Below are 16,651 nucleotides of genomic sequence, written 5' to 3'. Positions count from 1 at the left end.
ATCCTCAAAGAAGGGATCTCGAGGAACCCGCCGCAGCACAATAAACGGCTGAGCCGAAAAACCGAAAGCGGCCGAGCGCTTGACACCTGTGGTCAGGACGTCAAGGGATGCGGGGTAGCCCGAGGCACCGGCCGTTTTGTCAATCAGGCCGGAATCGCCTGCGGCCTTGTATGCGTCCAGTGCCTGTCGGATGACTCGCAAGTTCGCCCTCAGCTCTGCCTCCTTGGCCCGGGCTTGCACAACCTGCGCCAGGGGCAGCGCCACGGTGGCCAGCAATGCCACAATGGCCAGCGACACCAGCAGCTCAATCAGCGTGAAGCCGCGTTGCGTCGCCCTCTGCTTCATCGCCCGGTTCCTGATGCTGGTGCCAGCCCGGGGTTGTCAACGGAGGTCACTGATTGACCGCTGCCGGTGGCGTTGTCTGCAGGGGGTGCGGATGCCGCAGTAGCGCTCACCGGCTCTGGCGGCCTGACATCATAAATCCCGGATTCTTCAGTGTTCGGCGGAGGCACGGTCAGCCAGCCATGTGTTCCCGACACAGGATCCAGCGGAATCTGCCTGAGGTATTGCTTCGCGACGATCTCCTCCAGTTGTGCGGGATAACGCCCCTGGTCGGCCCGAAACTTGTCAATCGCGTCGCGCAGCGTCGCCATATTCTGAACCTGGACCTTGGCCTTGCCGCTCTCCAGCGTTTTCAGATACCGGGGCGTGGCCAACGTGAGCAGCAGTGCCAGCAAGGTGAACACCACCAGAAGCTCGATCAACGTGAAACCGGTTTGAACGATCTGTCGCTTGTCAGCCTGCTGGCGAACCCTGGCAATGAAATGGACTTTTCGCACCAAGGCCTCTCAACGCTGGATCATGGGAGGCGGAGGAGGTAAAGTCGGCAGCCCTTGTGCAGGGGGCATGTAAGGAGCCACGGGTGGCGTCCCGGCCGGCAGGCCGGGCGCGGAATTGCCCGGCGCGGCAGTACCAGCGTCTGGCGCAGGCGAAGAGCTCATCACGCTGACGGAGGGGGTGGCGCCCGACACGGAATTGGGCAGCTTCAGGCGGGTGACCGGGTCACCGAGGATCTGCCTGTCCCGCAGGGTCAGCGCCGTTCCCGAGAAGATGTTGCTGCGGGACTGTTCCATATCCGCGTAAGTACGCACAATGCGCGGGGTGATCGCCAGAACAATTTCGGTACGGCTTTTGTTGCTGCCGGTGTTGCCAAACAGCCGCCCAACCAAAGGAAGATGACCCAGGCCTGGGATCTTGTCTGCCGTGCTGCGATCTTCGTCGGTAATCAAGCCACCCAAAATTTGAGTTTCACCATCCGCCAGCCGCAAAAAGGTACTGGCGTTACGGGTGCCTATCTGGTACGACCGGCTTCCCTGTGCGTCCGTGAACTCGCGTGCGATGTTGCTCACTTCAAGGTTGATCTTGATGCCCACTTCCTTGTTGGCATACACCTGCGGCTCGAACTCCAGCTTCAGGCCGACATCCTGGTAGGTGACGGTACCGGTCACGACCGAAGAGCCACCGTTGACCGGCGTCACGTTGTTGATGATGGTCGGCACGCGGTCGCCGATCATGATCTTCGCCTTTTCCCGGTTGCGGGCGCGGATGCGCGGGCTGGCCAGAATCTTCGCGTCGGTATCCTGCAGCTTGAAGTTAAGCGTTCCAGCAATGGGGGTGACCGTGAGGTCGCCCGAGCGCAGGGCTCTCAGCGCGCCAAGCGTCAGGCTGCCCGCGGGGCCCGGGGTGCCGATGGTGATGGCCGAAGGTGGCAACACCCCCAGGTTGCTGGCACGCCCTTCGGAGATTTCCAGTACCTCCACTTCGAGCATGACCTCAGGGTCCGGCTCATCGTGTATCGCAATCAGCTTCTCCGCGATTCTTATGGTGTCGGCCGTGTCCCGGATCACCAGCAGCCCGGTACGTTCATCGGCCGAAACGTCCTTGAGCTTGAGCATGGACTTGAGCATGCCCATCAGGTATTTCAGGTCGGCGTTGGTGATCCGGAAGGAGCGGACCGTCAGTTCCTGGTACTCCGCCTGTTTTCCCGCCGTGGCCGGATATATCACCATGGTGTTGCTGTTGGTGATGCGCTTTTCCAGGTTGTTCTGCATGAGGATGAGATCGATGGCGTCTTCCACCGCCACATCCTTGACGAACACCGAGACGCGGGTGTCCAGCTTGACCTCGCGATCCAGCAGGATGTTCAAGCCCGTGGAAACAGACAGCGCCTCGAACACCGTGCGCACAGTGGCATCGCGGAACTGCAAACTCACTGGTGAACCCATCACGGAGCGTGCTTCCCGCACGCGGTCGCGCTCAACCTCCTGCGCGAGTTTTGCATCGAGGACTGCTTTTCTCAGCTGGGCCGCGCGTTTGTTGTCCGGCTCTTCGGCCAAGACCCGGGCGGCACGCTCCTGCGCCGCCGGCAGCCGGCCGTCTTTGAGGAAGGTTTCGCCTTCCTGCAAGAGCTGCAGGTTCCGGGCATCCTGGTCCAGGCTTGCCAGCGTGGCCCGCGCGCGTTCGTGGCCAGGGTTCAGCGTCAGGATGTTGGTGTAGAGTTCGCGCGCCAGCGAGGTGTCGCCGTCGGCTCTGGCCTGGTCCGCTTCCTTGATCAGGGCCCCGGCATGCTTGTCCCGCTGCACCAGGTAGTCAATTTTGAAGCGCTGATTCCTCTCCTCGAGTTCGGTGGCCTTTTTCAAGGAGGCGATGCCAGGGTCGATCGCACCATCTTCCAGCTGACTCATGCCCTGGCGGTGGTACCTGTCGCCTGCACAGGCAGACAAGAGGAGGCACACCAGCACCGCAGAGGCAATCGGCGTTACACGGTGGCTCCGCCGCTGTGCGATCAACTCGCCGCCGGCGCTGTGCCATGACGCGGGATACAAAACGGGAGTTTTCATTTGGAGCTGTCCAGAAGAGGGAGCGATTGCTTTTGGCCCAAGGGGAGGTAGGTGACGATGACACGTTCGGTATTGATATCGTCAACGCGGTAGGTGCTGTTGATGGTGTCCCCCTGCCGGATCACCGTCAGCTTGTCGCCTTGCTGGATAAAGGTCTGCTGCTGCCCATCGCCGATTCTTTTCCCCTGAATGAAACCGACGGCGGTGAAAGGCAAAGGTGGGGCCACGGGGGCAGGAGGGGGCGGAGGCGGCCCTGAAGGCGCTGGTGCGACGACCTTGGCCACTGTGCGGCTTGGGGGGGCGGCTGTTGGCGGTGTGCTGGGCACCGGCATGGCCACGGGCTCCGGCGCCAGCAGGCCGAAGGGATCGCGCACCACCACCCTGTTCATGCGCGAGCCGGATGCCTGCAGACTCTCGCCGGAACCTGAGGTTTCGGTCCGTCCCATGGCAGGGGAGGTATCGAGCGAAACGCGCGCCACTGCCGGCCGCCGGTCGCGGGACACAGCGGCCACCAGGCCCTCTTCGCCCGGAGGCGCTCCGCCCTGCAGGACAAACGCCAACAGGAAACTCCCCAGACCGGCCGCAATCGTCAAAACCCATTGCGCACGGGTGAGCTGCAAGCCCGTTGTCCGCTTCGATGGCTGAAGGCTCATGGCAGCACGCCTCCTTTACCTGCTGCCAGTGGGCTATCCGGCGATGGTTGGGTCGCCAATGGCGGCACCGGCGCCTTTACTTCCGTCGAGGCATACACCAGGGCCAGTTTCAACAGCACCTGATGGCGGGCGGCCACGCTGTCCTTGCGTTCAATCCGCACCTCCTGCACGGCCGAATGCGACATGGTATTCAGAACGGCCGCCAGGAATTCTTTCGACTTGGTATAACTTTCATTGAAACGCAGGTCCACCACGCGAACATCAACAGGCAAGGCCACCCGGTCGGCATCGCGGTAGTCACCGCTGGCGAGCACAATGCCCTGGCTCTTGGCGATGTCGAAAATACGCGCGAGATCGGCCGTGTAATCCGACGGGTTCGGAAGCACGGCGGGCATGCGCCTGGCGTGGTTTGAATGGGGTGGCTGGATAGCCTGGTCAGCCTTGAGGCTTTGCGTCTGGAGTTCGGCTTGCTTGAGCTGCAGCTGGCGAGAGACCCCGAGCAGCAGGAGGCCGGCCAAAGCCAGCGACATGCCAAGCAGGGCTGGCCAGCCCAGGGCCCGCAGCGATCGAAGTTTTTGGGCAATGCGCAATTGACCACGCAGCGAAGCTCCGGATGGCTGCGCGCTCATCGCGGAAGTCCCTCTTTGGAACTCGAAGAAGGCGAACGGTCCGCTACGCGTGATGCCCCCGGCGGAAGGAGGTTGTCCGCGGGTTGAGCGGCGCCATCCACACCGGCTGCAGGGGCGGCGGGATCCCGCGCCAGGAAGACGCCTTCCTTGAGCTGGTTCCAGCCCGCTGTCACCCGAAAGCGGACAGCGGTGGGCCCGATGCGTTCGTCCATCTGGTGGCTGCTGATCCGGACATCCGAAAAGCCCGCCACCTCTTTCATGGCTTCCATGTAGGCCAGCATGGACGCATAGCTGGAAGCGGCCAGGGTGAGTTCGACCCTTCGGTTGGGGGGGGCGGCCTGCGAAGAACTCGGCGATACCGACAAGAGCGTCACCCGGCCTTCCACCACATCGGCGGCCACTTCGAGCGCGTCCAACAACAGCGACCAGGGCGTCTGTAGCAAGCTTTCCAGCTGACGCTGCGCCTTGAACCTCTCCATGGTCAGTGGATCCCGGGCCGCCAGCTGCGCTTGCTCTGAATAGGTTTTTTGCTGCCGGAGCAAACGTGTCTGCTGCGCCAGAACCCCGTCCAGGCCTTCCTTGGCTTCCCGAACCCTATAAGCACCAGCCAGCGCGATCGAGATGCCCACCGCCAGGAGGGTCCAGTTCAGTGGATGGTAGCGGGCAGCGTCCGGCGCAAACTCGAAAGGGCTGGCGACCATGCGCCAGGTCATGCGCGAAGCTCCTGGGTTGCCACCGGCAGCGACTCGGGCGAGAGCTCAGGCCATGCGGAAAACACGACCTGCTCGTCCTGGCCGGCTTCTGTAGCGATCAAGAAGCGGTTGGTGCTCGCCTTGAGCAACTGATCGCCTGCAGTGTCTCCCCGCAATGCGGGAACGACGGTACGCCAGGCATTTACGGCGCTGCCACGCACGATGCGCAGAAAAGTCACCTGCGCCTGGCGCTCGCCCGATGCGCCAAGTTCTGTCCATACCAGCGTGCGGGAATCACGGCTGCGGGCGCTGGCCGCCAACTCACGGTCCAGCGGTTTGATAAGGGCAGGCTGGCAACTGGAAAACCTCAGATGCTGGCTGGTACACAGGACCTGGAGGCCGGTGATCAGCGATGCCTCAAGAGCGATCACGCAGAGATGTTCGCTGTCCGCCTGGACCTTGCAACGCACTTGCTGTACCCGGGCATCCGCGCCGAGTGCCTCGCGGATGACGCCCTGGGCGATCAGTTGCAACTGCCGGTCCGACTGGGCTGATTCCGCGGAAGCGTCGAGCGGCACCACACTGACGGTAGCCAGGGTCATGCCAATGCGTACATTCACGCGGCATCCGTCCAGCGTGTCCGGGGCGCGGGCGCGCAACGCCTGAAGGGCTTGCGCGGCGGCTTCGACAATGGCGGCAATCGGATCCTCGTTGGCATCGCGCGCAGGAAAGTCGACCCACTCTTCCAGGGTTGGAGCCTGCTTGTCTGGTCGCGGCTGAGGCGCATGGTCTGTGCCTGCCACACGGGTGCCCGCGCTTGGGTCACGTGATCGGAAAGCCAGGGCACGAACCAGGCGATGTGCCCAGCTCGGGGCGCTGGGTATCAGCGTTGCCCGCAGATGTGTGGCCGCGATGTCTATCTGGATGATCGCTTTCATGCCTGGCCCAAGGTGTTGGCTAGGGCAGCATGGCCAAGGTCATGGTTTTCGGCATGACCCGAGATGTGCAGACTTTCCCTGGGGGTGACGCGGTTGATCTCTTCCACCGTGGTGTGGCCATTGATGGCCAGGGAGATGGCGGAGTCGCGCAAGCTCTTGAAGCCCTTGCTGCGCGCGACCTGCTTGATCTGGGAAATAGGGGCCTGCCGCACCAGGAGGTCGCGCATGTCGTCATCCATCTCCAGCGTCTCGGCAATGGCCAGGCGCCCCTTGTAGCCTGTGCCGCGGCAATGGGGGCAGCCCACCGAGTGCACAAAATTGGCCGAGGCCAGGTCCCGCCGCTCGACCGGAATGCCCAGATGCAGCATTTGGTCCGGCGCCAGCTCGGCCGGGCTTGCGCAATGGACGCAGACCGCGCGCAGCAGGCGCTGGGCGACGATACCGGTGAGCGCTGACACCAGGCTGTAGCTGTCAACGTTCATGTTCTTGAAACGCCCGATGACGTCGAAGACATTGTTGGCGTGAACGGTTGTGAACACCTGGTGTCCGGTCAACGCCGCCTGCACGGCGATTTGCGCTGTTTCGGCGTCCCGGATCTCGCCCACCATGATCTTGTCGGGGTCGTGGCGCAGCACCGAGCGCAGCCCCCGCGCAAAGGTCAACCCCTTCTTTTCGTTCACGGGGATCTGGAGCACGCCCTTTAACTGGTACTCGATCGGGTCTTCAATCGTGATGATCTTGTCCAGCCCGGTATTGATCTCCGAGATGGCCGCGTACAGCGTGGTTGTTTTGCCGCTTCCCGTCGGACCAGTGACAAGCAGCAGGCCATAAGGCAGGCTGGAGGCCTGCCGGATAAATTCCTTGGCACCTGCGTCAAAGCTCAGCGTGTCCAGGCTGAGGGCCTGGAACTGTCCCGTCAGATGTTTTCGGTCCAACACGCGGAGCACAGCGTCTTCGCCGAACAGGTTGGGCATGATGGAGACACGAAAATCGATCTCGCGCCGGTCCATGCGCACCTTGAATCGCCCGTCCTGCGGGGTGCGCCGCTCCGAGATGTCCAATTCCGACAGGACCTTGATGCGGGAGATGGCCTGGTGGCCCATTTCCGCGTTGTCGATGCGCTTGACGTTTTCCAGGACGCCATCAATCCGGTACTTGATATGCAAACCGGCGGGCTGGGTTTCAAAATGGATGTCGGATGCCCCCATCTTGAGGGCGTCGTACAAAATCGAATCGACCAGGCGCACCAGCGGGCTGCTCGTGGTCTCGATGCTGGCGATGGACAACAACACGGCCGAGGGATCCAGGGCCTCTTCGGCAAGGAGCTCCTCGGTGTCCCTGCTGTCCGCCCCCTTCATCGCCAGCAGGTTCCGCTCGGCATGCGCCATGCAGGCCTGCATGTCCTCCAGCAAAGCGATTCCGCGGATGGCGTCAGCCTGGCCGGCGCGGTCCAGGCGCGCATCAATCCATTCCTGCGTTTTCAGATCGAACGGATCGCAGACCACGACGGCGCGAGTCTTGTGGCCGCCCCCATCAAGCACCCAGCCGCCCAGGCAGGCTCTAGCCTGGCAGTCGGCAAAAGAGATGAAGGCAAAGTCCGGTTCCATCACCTGGAGCTCATCTATCGACAAGGGGAAAAGGCCCAGCGCTGCCGCAACCTCACGCAGCACGTCCTGCGCGACCAGGCCGGTCTTCTGAATCAGCCATTGCACACGGGACCCGGGTGCGGCGAAGCTCACGGCCTCACGCATCAGCTCACGGCCCACCGAAACGTTCTGCGAATCCTGCGTTGATGGTGGTTCGCCCAGGTAGGCTGAAGACGCCAGTGAAGGGGAGGGTGTAGCAGCAAGCATGGCGTGCTCAGGACAAGGCCGAAGCCAGGTCAAAGATCGGTAAATACATCAGAACCACGATGGCGCCAATCACTGTGCCAATCACAATCATCAGCGCAGGTTCTATCACTCTTGTGGCTACATCAATCGAGCGTTGCAGCCTGCGCTCATAAAACTGCGCGATCCGTTCCAGCATTTCCGACATGGAGCCGGTCCGTTCGGCGACCTTGAGCATGCTGGTGGCCACGATATCGGACAGACCCGCTTGCGCCAAGGCGGCACTCATGCTCAGACCTTCGCGCATCAGCACCAGGCCACGCTCCAGGCGTTCCCGGTCGGCGTCATTGAGCAGCTTGGTGCCGTGCTCCAGTGCCCGGTGGATGGCAATGCCGCGCGACACCAGGATCGATGTGGTTCGATACAGTTGCAAATGCTGAAATTCACGAACCACACCGGCGACAAGCGGGACTTTCTGCAGCCAGCGCGACCGGATGCCATGCTTGCGAAAGTGCACCACCACCGAGCTGGCCAGGGCCAGGAGGGCGCCAAAGAAAACGACCAGCACCCAGGGCTGATCGGCGACAAGCCGACCCCAGGCCATGAGGCCTGATGAGAGCATGGGCAACTCCGTCTTGCTGCCTTCCAGCAGTCCGGCGAAGCGGGGAATGACGACGCCCATGAGGAACATGACAACCAGCCCGCCGACGGCCAGCAAAACGAGGGGGTAGACCGCCGCGCTGACGAGTTTGTCCCGCAGTACCCGCATCTCTGCCTGATGAGCGGCATAACGTGCCAGCCCTTTGCCAAGATCGCCGGTGCGCTCGCTGGCCTCCACGGTCGCAACCAGCAGTTCGGGGAAAGCGCCCGTCAATTGCATGGCCGCTGAAAGCGTTCGCCCTTCAGACACAGCACGGGCTACCTGCTCGATGAGGTTTCGCCGGGCGCCGTCGGGTTCGCGCAGCGAGAGCGTTTGCAGTGTTTCGGAGACGCTCAGTCCGGCGTCAACCAGGGCGGCGAAGTCCTGCGAAAACGTCGCCACGTCCAACCCCGACCTGGATGCAGGCGCGGACGCGTTGCCATTCTTTCGGAGGATGCTGATCCGGGACCCGGTATCGATTTCGCAACTGAGGACGGTCGCCCCGCTGCGCAAAACCTGCAGGCGGGCGTCGTCCTGGGTGGCGGCCTGAACCTGTCTGCAAGACACGCGTCCGGCGACGTCGCGGGTCACGGTGTTGTAGATGGCGTGAGTTGCAGTCATGGCCGGGGGCTTGTTCAGCGGTTCGCGAAGCGCTCGGCGTGTCAGTTCGCCGCGTGCAGGGAGATATCCTGCGCTTCACCGGTGCCGCCGGGCTTGCCATCTGCGCCGTAGGAAATGATGTCGACGGTGCTCGCCCCTGCTTGCAAGACGTAGACGTATGCGTTGTCCCACGGATCGAGGGGCAGGGCTTTTTTCAGGTAAGGGCCTTGCCACTTGCTGACCCCGGCAGGTTGGAGGTTGAGTGCGCCAAGGCCTTGCTCGGCAGTGGGGTAGTTGCCAATATCCAGGCGGTATTGATCCAGCGCCTTATCCAAAGACTCGATTTGTGCTTTCGCGATCTTGGCTTTGGATTTGCTGACGGAGTCGAAATAGCGTGGTGCGACCAGCCCTGCCAGCAGACCAATGATGACGACCACCACCAGCAGTTCCAGCAATGTGAAGCCATGCGCGCGGCGTACAAATTTACCCGCAAAGCAACTTCGCGTGCGACAAACGAATGGGTTCAACTTGGGCCTCTCCCCGGGATATTTTCTGCTCACGTGGATGAAGCGCTGCGCTTCACCACCCATGCCTGCCGTGGTGCGGCTTTATTTTTTTGATCAATGCAAAGCGATATAGCAAAAGTACTCAACGTTCAACTCGAAGAGCTTGATGCGGTGACGCGTGCCGGTTGGATTTTGACAGAAGAAAGCCATGTGAAAAAAGTTAACCGACCCTGTTTGCTCAACAAATTTACCTGTTTTTTCCAGTTGCATCGCGCGAGAGATGGAGGTTGTTGTTTTTCTCCAAATCGTAAATTTCGGGAGCCTCCTTTTTGGAGAGCGTACTACGCACTAACGGACAGGTGACGCGTGAACCTTCAATACAACTTCTTATGCGGTTGCATTTTCAAATCCTCAATGCAACGCTTTCGGCTTACTTGATGGCGGATGCGACACCCCTGAAGACACAGGCCCCTGTCATTTCTAGCAGGGTTGACAGGGTACAACCCCTCCTCAACACTCGCGTCCAAATAGCAACAAGTCAAAAAGAGGGGGAGTCGTATGACCACGCGCACTGTTCGGCTGGACGGCCGGAGGCTCATTGCGGCTGTCGCGTCGATAAGCTTTGTCAGGTCGGCGGCACTTGGCCGGCGTCAGGCATGCTGATGCGCTGGCTTCAAAAATGCGCGCCTGCGCTTCGCGAGGGCTTTCGATCAAAAATCGCACAGCAACTGGTTCTTCCACTCCAGAGTGGAAACGGACCGACCGGCATATCTGCTTGGCTGGGCTCGAGTCACAAGGATAAATCTCTGTCCGCCTACCGGGCGAGGTTCTCCGAAATTGCCTTGTTCGTCATCTTCAGCGCGGGGCCGATGGGATCTGCATTCGCGGCACCATCGGATTGCGCTGGTACTTCACTGGATGGACAGGCCGCTTGTATTCTGCCGACCTACGCACCGACGACTTATTCCTACTGTGTTCAGACGGGCTTTGCCCACCCCGAGAACGCGATGGCGAATTGCTCCAATTCGCTTGGCTACACCCGGCCGTACACAAGCTCCGGGCAGTTGGAGTCCATCCTCAATTGCGCGATAGCGCCCAACACTTATCCAGGACCTGCGCCCTGGGCGGCGACGGGGGAAACCGTGGGGGACGGCAACCTGTGCGGAAAGATTACGGCCTCGGTTGTTAACGGTGTCAACGTTCGCGGTGGCGCACGCACCAATCCCAACTGGGGTTGGAATGTCATTTTTTATAGGTACACGGAACCCTCGTGCCCGACCGGCTACTCGAGCGTGACCCAAATGATCAATGGTGTTAATGAGCTGGTGTCCTGCAAGCCCGTTGTTTCGGGGACAAACTGTGCTGCGGACAAAAAAAGAAATATAGCGCTCGATGCATGTGTTCTGGAAGTTGATATTTATCGCGATGCTCCAAAACCTGTTCAGCCGTCGTCATGCCCGGTGCTTCAAGGCGATCCCAAGGCTTCTGATCTCAGAAACCCCGGTGTCGGCGACCCCATTTACCCACTGACAGGCGTCAACAGACATCCCGTTGAGACGGGGTTTGGTATCGGCTCGGAATCGTTGCACTTGACCTACGATACGGCGCGCCAGTTGAGCGGTTTGACGGCGGGAAATTTGCCCTCCTTCGGCCGTTTATGGGTGAGCAATCTGCATCGCAATCTGAGCATCTCTACAGATGCGGTAGCCATCAAGGCCTATCGGGGCAACGGCGGCATGCTGACTTTTGTGCTCAAGGCGGGGGTGTATACCCCTGACAGGGACATCAACGATCGCATTGCTGCGGTATCTGGCGGCTACGCCTATACCAACGCAATCGAGAAAAAAGTCGAACTCTACAATGCGGCCGGGCAGCTCACCAGCATCACCGATTCGAGCGGACGGACGCTTTCCTTTACCTACAGCACCTCGGGTAGCGCGACGGCGCCTGCAGCCGGTTACTTGATGCAGATCACGGCCAATACGGGGCGAGCGTTGAAGTTCGAGTACAGCCTCGCAGCTGGTGTCAATCCCGTTCTGGATGGCCGAATCTCCAAGATCACCGACGCAAACGGCGACTTCATAACCGTTGCTTACGACGCGAACGGAAATCTCTCGTCCATCACCTGGCCAGATACCAAAACGCGGCAGTTTCTGTATGAACTCGCGGCTTTGCCTTGGGCATTGACAGGAGTGATCGACGAAAACAACAGCCGATTCCTGACATTTACATATGACTCGCAAGGCCTGGCAACCTCCACAGAGCAGGCAGGAGGGGTAGATCGCTACAGCGTGAGCTACGCCTCGCCACCGTCCAGGGTGGTCACGGAAGTCCTGGATACGGTTGCGAAAATCGAATACCGTTACCACGAGATCCAGCCGCCCACATCCGTTGCATTGACCCGGCCGATGGGTCAGAGTTCGAGCTGGTCTGCTGTCAATTCGATCGGTTCTCCGGTGATCACCGGATCAAGCCAGCCCGCCGGGTCGGGCTGTGCTGCTGCAAGTAGCGCAACTACTTACGACGCCAATGGAAACATGTTGTCCCGCGACAATTTCCAGGGAGAACGAAGCTGCTATGTCTATGACAGCAGCAATCGGCAGACATTGCGGGTTGAGGGCCTGGCAACCACGACAAGTTGTAGCTCCGTGACGCCCAGTGATGCAACGCTCCCGGCTGGGGCGCGGCGCATCATCACCATGTGGCACCCCGATTGGAGGATGCCAACCAAAATACTGTCTCCCGGAAAGCTCGAAACGGTGGTCTACCACGGACGCCCCGATTTCCTCAATTCGAATGCGTTGGCCAGTTGCTCCTCTGCTGCCAATTTGCCGAATGCAAAGCCGTTGCCACTGATTTGCCGCCACGTTGAGCAAGATGTGACGGGTGCAACGCTGCCCAGTATCACCGACCCGGTTTTTGCCGACGTGTCCGTTTTGCTGCATGGCGATGGCATCAATAATTCCACCAGCTTTGTCGAGAGCAGCCAGAGTCCCAAGGCGGTGACGGTGATTGCCGGCCTTCCAAAAATAAGCACCGCGCAGAGCAAGTTTGGTGGTGCCTCTATCTATTTTCCAGGATCTGCCGCGCTCGCAGTCAATGGTGCCAGCGCCAATACGTTCTGGACCAGTGATTGGACGGTCGAGTTCTGGGTGTTGTCCGCGGTGGCAGCGCAAAGTCCTGCGGCGGTTTTCGGCAGCCGTTGGCCGGATGGTGGAGCACAGCTATATCTGGGCTACTCGGCGAGCGTACTAACGAACATCACTTATGAAATCCGGGAAAACGGCTCCTTAGCTGGCTTTGGTGTCAATAGCACAACGCCTGGGTTTGCTGCAGCGGTTGCGGCCGCCGGTTCGTTTAACCATGTCGCGGTAACCAAGGTCGGAAAAACCTATGGATTCTTTTTGAATGGTGTGATGCTCCCGGCAATTGTGCGTGCCGTTCAGCCAAACAATACGACCAATTCTGTCATGTTTGTGGGGTCTGCCAACCCCTACTGGTATGGGTACGGGATCAACGGATATCTTGATGATTTCCGGATCACCATGGGCGCACCGCGGTATACCGCGAGCTTCACACCGCCCACAAGTGCGCTACTTGACGGCAGCCTGGATGTTGGCACCAACGTTCCAACCAGGATGGATGCATTTACTTATGACGCATCGGGGCGTGTTCTGACAAACACAGACACCCTCAACCGCACGACGGCCTACGCATACTACACAGCCACAGCCTTCACAGGCTCGGCCCCCAACGAGGTGGGCCACACCACAGGCGACCTGCAGTCGATCACCAACGCCGCAGGCCACATCACCCAATTCACCCAATACGACAGGGCAGGGCGCGTCCGCCAGATGATCGATCCAAAGGGCGTGGTGACAGACACGGTCTATACCCCCCGAGGCTGGGTGGCGAGCACCACCGTCACGCCACCCGGCGGCGCCGCCAGAACCACCAGCTACAGCTACGACAACGCCGGCCAGCTGACAGGCGTGGTCCTGCCAGACACCACAACACTGAGCTACAGCTACGACCTTGCCCACAGACTGACAGGCGTGACGGACGCCAAAGGCAACACAGTGACCTACACCCTGGACAACATGGGCAACCGGGTCGGCGAGCAAGTCAAGGACCCGCAGGGCAACCTGCAGAGAAACATCACCCGGGTCTACGACGCCCTGAACCGGGTCCAGCAAATCACGGGAGCGAGCAATTGAAAATTATCCGATGCATTCAGAGCCCGGCAGCGCTGGTCAAGATGAAGCGGGCGCCGGTGCTTTGGCTTCAATGGCTGGCATCTTGCGTGGTGCGGGTAAATCATTTGTGGTCGTGCAAGGCCGTTGATCTTCGGCCGGTGCACTTCACCTGTGACAGCATGACGCCATTTTTCAATTCCTCGTGCGTCGTGAATGGAAAGCCGAAGAGGGTGGTTATATCGAAGGAATGTATGCGCCGTGTCATCGCGATTTTTTTCCTAGGCTTCGTGTTCTCTTCCGCGGCCAACGCAGGCTTTCCGATGATTCCGGCGCATCAAGGCGTCTACGCAAGCAATGGGCCGTGCTCCACGGATTTGGCAACGTCTTGCCAGGCGTTGGGATTGTTTAACGGAGTTCCACATATGCTGCTTAAGGACTCTGTCAACTATGACGTATTGGTTCCACAGCCGTATCTCACGACCCCGCAGTCGATAATTTGCGGTTCATCGCACCAAGGGAATTACTTATACAACTCGGGATACTGCACCATACCGGCCAGTTGCCCGGCCCATTCAGCGCAGTCGGGCACCAGTTGCGTCTGCAACGCCGGTTACGCAGAGAATGCCGCCCAGAACGGGTGTGTTCCAGGCGGGGTGGGCGTTACGGTCGTCGACATCTTCCGGTCCACCAAAGCTTCGAGCTGCCCATGGTGTGAAGGCAATCCCATCTATCCCCTGGTCGGGGGCAAGGTGGAGGCCGTCACCACCGGCATGAGTGTGGGAGGGCAGCCCCTGGTCTTCACCTACGACAGCGCGAAGCAGTCCGCCGCGCTTGCGGCGGGCAAGACCGCCAAGACGTTCGGCAACATGCCTGCGCTCGGCGGCTTGTGGGAAAGCAGCCTGCACCGCAACCTGGCACTGGGAACCGGCGATATTGGTGCCACCCTGTATCGCGGGAATGGCCACACAGTCAGTTTTCGTTCTTCAGGCGGTACTTATGTCGCCGATGCTGATGTGACTGGGCGCTTCACGGCTATCTCCGGCGGCTATCGTTATATCGATGCAAAGTCGCGCAGCATCGAGACCTACAACACGGCTGGTCGGCTCATCAGCTGGGCGGACATAGCCGGCAATGCGCTCTCCTTCAGTTACAGCTCCGATGCAGGCCCCGGTGCACCGGCGGCCGGGTATTTGCAGACAGTCACGGACAACATTGGCCGCAGCCTGAGCTTTGCCTATAGTTTGCCGGCCGGTGGGGCAGCCGCCACCGACGGGGTCATCTCCAGCGTGAGCGATTCCATGGGGCGCACGGTAGGCGTCGGCTTCGACCCCAATGGCAATCTCACGCATCTGACCTGGCAGGATGCCAAAGTCCGCCAGTTCGTCTACGAGGACACGTCCTTGCCGTGGGCCCTCACAGGCGTGGTCGATGAACGGGGAATTCGCTATTCCACTTTTACCTACGACACGGCCGGCCGGGCCTTGTCGACCGAGCATGCCGGCGGCGTCGAGAAGTTTTCGGTGAGCTACGGTACGCCGCCGCAAGCCACCATGACGCAGACTTATGATCCCGTCACGGCGCTCACTACCCGAATCCATGGCTGGCAGGCCCCCTCCGGTGTTCAGATCACCCGGCCCAGCGGGGAAGTCGCCAACGCCAGCAGCAGCACCGTGCTGGGCTATCCGTTGCCCACGGGTTTCTCACAGCCGGCAGGCTCCGGCTACGGGGCATCCAACAATGCCTCGACCTTCGATGCCAGCGGCAATCTGACCTCCACCGACGATTTCAGCGGCCAGCGCAGTTGCTATGCCTATGACAGCGGCAACCGCGAGACCGTGCGGGTCGAAGGCTTGGCCAGCACGATCAATTGCGCCACGGTACTTCCGATCACGGCCACCTTGCCGTCAGGGGCCAGAAAAATCACCACGACATGGCACCCGGATTGGCGGCTTCCTGTTGCCAGTGCAGCGCCTGGGACACTGACCACCCTGGTGTACCAGGGCCAACCAGACCCTCTGAACGGCAATACGACAGCTAGTTGCACAAGTGCTGCTGCGATGCCGAATGGAAAGCCCTTGCCTGTGGTTTGCAAGAGGATTGTTCAACTTGTCAACCCGGCGGTCGCGGAGCCCGTCCAAGGCGACCACTACGCACAATCCAATTCGCTTTTACTGCACGCGGATGGTGTGAACGGTGCGACGGCTTTTGTGGATGACGGTGTCGCCATGAAAACCCTTTCGGTGACCGGCAGTGCGTCGGTCTCCACCGCGTCGAAAGTATTCGGTACCGGCTCGGCTGCTTTCGCCAACGGCGGGTACATCTCAGTGCCGTCTACCACTGATTTTAATTTCGGCGCATCGCCGTTCACCATCGAGTTTTTTCTAAAACCTAACTCCATTGGCGGTATCCAAGGACTTGTCTCCACACGCACGAGTGCGGTTTACTCGCCATTTGAAATCGACCTGCAGGGCAGCTCCGTCCGCATCCTCAAGAGCAATGCAGCCGTTAATAGTTGGGAGATTGTCGGCGTATTCCCCAGCACGGCGATAGCCGCCAATGCATGGCAGCATGTCGCCATCGTGGGGAACGGGACGGTGATGTCGGTGTATGTCAACGGCGTTCCGTCGACCAGCACTGCCGCCTATACGCCTTTCGCGGCGCTCACCGGCCCTTTGTATATTGGAAAAGGTGGCGATGGCGCTTTCAGCGGGAGTATGGACGAAATCCGTATCTCCAAAGGGGTTGCGCGATATTCAGCAGCTTTCACAATGCCGGCGGCACAGTTCGCCAACGCTGTGGGCTATCTACCTGCAACAGGCCCCGATGCGAGCTTTACCTATGATGCCGCCGGCCGCATGCTGACCGCCAAGGATGCGCTGAACCGCACCACGACCTACGCCTACTACACGGCCACAGCCTTCACAGGCACGGCCCCCAGCGAGACAGGCCACACCACAGGCGACCTGCAGTCAGTAACCAACGCCGCAGGCCACGTCACCCAGTACACCCAGTTCGACAGAGCAGGGCGCGTCCGCCAGATGATCGACCCCAAAGGCGTAGTCACAGAC

The 16,651-nt window shown here is 60.4% G+C and carries 12 protein-coding genes; 2 read left to right on the top strand and 10 right to left on the bottom strand.

Going from position 1 to position 16,651, the window contains the following annotated elements; all coding sequences use genetic code 11:
* The 10 genes from ABI660_RS19805 to gspG all read right to left on the bottom strand — a co-directional run.
* Window positions 1–345 (bottom strand): type II secretion system protein (locus tag ABI660_RS19805; protein WP_348071328.1); only part of this gene is annotated, 345 nt, incomplete at its 3' end.
* The gene (locus tag ABI660_RS19800; protein ID WP_348071326.1) at window positions 342–839 is read right to left on the bottom strand and encodes a prepilin-type N-terminal cleavage/methylation domain-containing protein; all 498 of its coding nucleotides are present in this window, start codon (window positions 837–839) and stop codon (window positions 342–344) included. The genes ABI660_RS19800 and ABI660_RS19805, both read right to left, overlap by 4 nt.
* Before the next feature lie 9 nt (window positions 840–848).
* The gene (locus tag ABI660_RS19795; RefSeq protein WP_348071324.1) at window positions 849–2,900 is read right to left on the bottom strand and encodes a secretin and TonB N-terminal domain-containing protein; all 2,052 of its coding nucleotides are present in this window, start codon (window positions 2,898–2,900) and stop codon (window positions 849–851) included.
* Window positions 2,897–3,553 (bottom strand): hypothetical protein, encoded by a 657-nt coding sequence (locus tag ABI660_RS19790; protein ID WP_348071322.1) that lies wholly within the window; start codon window positions 3,551–3,553, stop codon window positions 2,897–2,899. Before ABI660_RS19790 ends, ABI660_RS19795 begins: the two co-directional genes overlap by 4 nt.
* On the bottom strand, window positions 3,550–4,182 hold the full coding sequence (locus ABI660_RS19785; RefSeq protein WP_348071320.1) for a hypothetical protein: 633 nt from the start codon (window positions 4,180–4,182) through the stop codon (window positions 3,550–3,552). Before ABI660_RS19785 ends, ABI660_RS19790 begins: the two co-directional genes overlap by 4 nt.
* On the bottom strand, window positions 4,179–4,895 hold the full coding sequence (locus ABI660_RS19780; RefSeq protein ID WP_348071318.1) for a hypothetical protein: 717 nt from the start codon (window positions 4,893–4,895) through the stop codon (window positions 4,179–4,181). The genes ABI660_RS19785 and ABI660_RS19780 overlap by 4 nt, the downstream gene beginning before the upstream one ends.
* Window positions 4,892–5,812 (bottom strand): hypothetical protein, encoded by a 921-nt coding sequence (locus tag ABI660_RS19775; protein WP_348071316.1) that lies wholly within the window; start codon window positions 5,810–5,812, stop codon window positions 4,892–4,894. Before ABI660_RS19775 ends, ABI660_RS19780 begins: the two co-directional genes overlap by 4 nt.
* On the bottom strand, window positions 5,809–7,665 hold the full coding sequence (locus ABI660_RS19770) for a GspE/PulE family protein (protein ID WP_348071314.1): 1,857 nt from the start codon (window positions 7,663–7,665) through the stop codon (window positions 5,809–5,811). The genes ABI660_RS19775 and ABI660_RS19770 overlap by 4 nt, the downstream gene beginning before the upstream one ends.
* 7 nt (window positions 7,666–7,672) lie before the next feature.
* Entirely contained in the window at window positions 7,673–8,902 is a 1,230-nt protein-coding gene (locus ABI660_RS19765) for a type II secretion system F family protein (RefSeq protein ID WP_348071313.1), read from the bottom strand.
* Window positions 8,903–8,943: 41 nt separating this feature from the next.
* Entirely contained in the window at window positions 8,944–9,471 is a 528-nt protein-coding gene (gene gspG / locus ABI660_RS19760) for a type II secretion system major pseudopilin GspG (protein WP_348071312.1), read from the bottom strand.
* 572 nt (window positions 9,472–10,043) lie between these two features.
* Between gspG and ABI660_RS19755 the strand changes: the two genes are divergently transcribed.
* Entirely contained in the window at window positions 10,044–13,604 is a 3,561-nt protein-coding gene (locus tag ABI660_RS19755) for a LamG-like jellyroll fold domain-containing protein (protein WP_348071310.1), read from the top strand.
* Between the two features lie 230 nt (window positions 13,605–13,834).
* A partial coding sequence (locus ABI660_RS19750) for a LamG-like jellyroll fold domain-containing protein (RefSeq protein WP_348071308.1) occupies window positions 13,835–16,651 on the top strand: 2,817 nt, incomplete at its 3' end.

It is taken from the genome of Polaromonas sp. (assembly GCF_039930745.1).
In the GTDB taxonomy this organism is placed as follows: domain Bacteria; phylum Pseudomonadota; class Gammaproteobacteria; order Burkholderiales; family Burkholderiaceae_C; genus Polaromonas.
The sequence above is the reverse complement of the archived record's forward strand: the minus strand, read 5'-3'. Positions and strand labels throughout refer to the sequence as shown.

Bases quoted from the DNA above. Each gene is read 5' to 3' on its own strand.
- gspG (WP_348071312.1), bottom strand. From the start codon at position 9,471: ATGGGTGGTGAAGCGCAGCGCTTCATCCACGTGAGCAGAAAATATCCC.
- ABI660_RS19780 (WP_348071318.1), bottom strand. From the start codon at position 4,895: ATGACCTGGCGCATGGTCGCCAGCCCTTTCGAGTTTGCGCCGGACGCT.
- ABI660_RS19785 (WP_348071320.1), bottom strand. From the start codon at position 4,182: ATGAGCGCGCAGCCATCCGGAGCTTCGCTGCGTGGTCAATTGCGCATT.
- ABI660_RS19790 (WP_348071322.1), bottom strand. From the start codon at position 3,553: ATGAGCCTTCAGCCATCGAAGCGGACAACGGGCTTGCAGCTCACCCGT.
- ABI660_RS19795 (WP_348071324.1), bottom strand. From the start codon at position 2,900: ATGAAAACTCCCGTTTTGTATCCCGCGTCATGGCACAGCGCCGGCGGC.
- ABI660_RS19775 (WP_348071316.1), bottom strand. From the start codon at position 5,812: ATGAAAGCGATCATCCAGATAGACATCGCGGCCACACATCTGCGGGCA.
- ABI660_RS19765 (WP_348071313.1), bottom strand. From the start codon at position 8,902: ATGACTGCAACTCACGCCATCTACAACACCGTGACCCGCGACGTCGCC.
- ABI660_RS19770 (WP_348071314.1), bottom strand. From the start codon at position 7,665: ATGCTTGCTGCTACACCCTCCCCTTCACTGGCGTCTTCAGCCTACCTG.
- ABI660_RS19755 (WP_348071310.1), top strand. From the start codon at position 10,044: ATGCTGATGCGCTGGCTTCAAAAATGCGCGCCTGCGCTTCGCGAGGGC.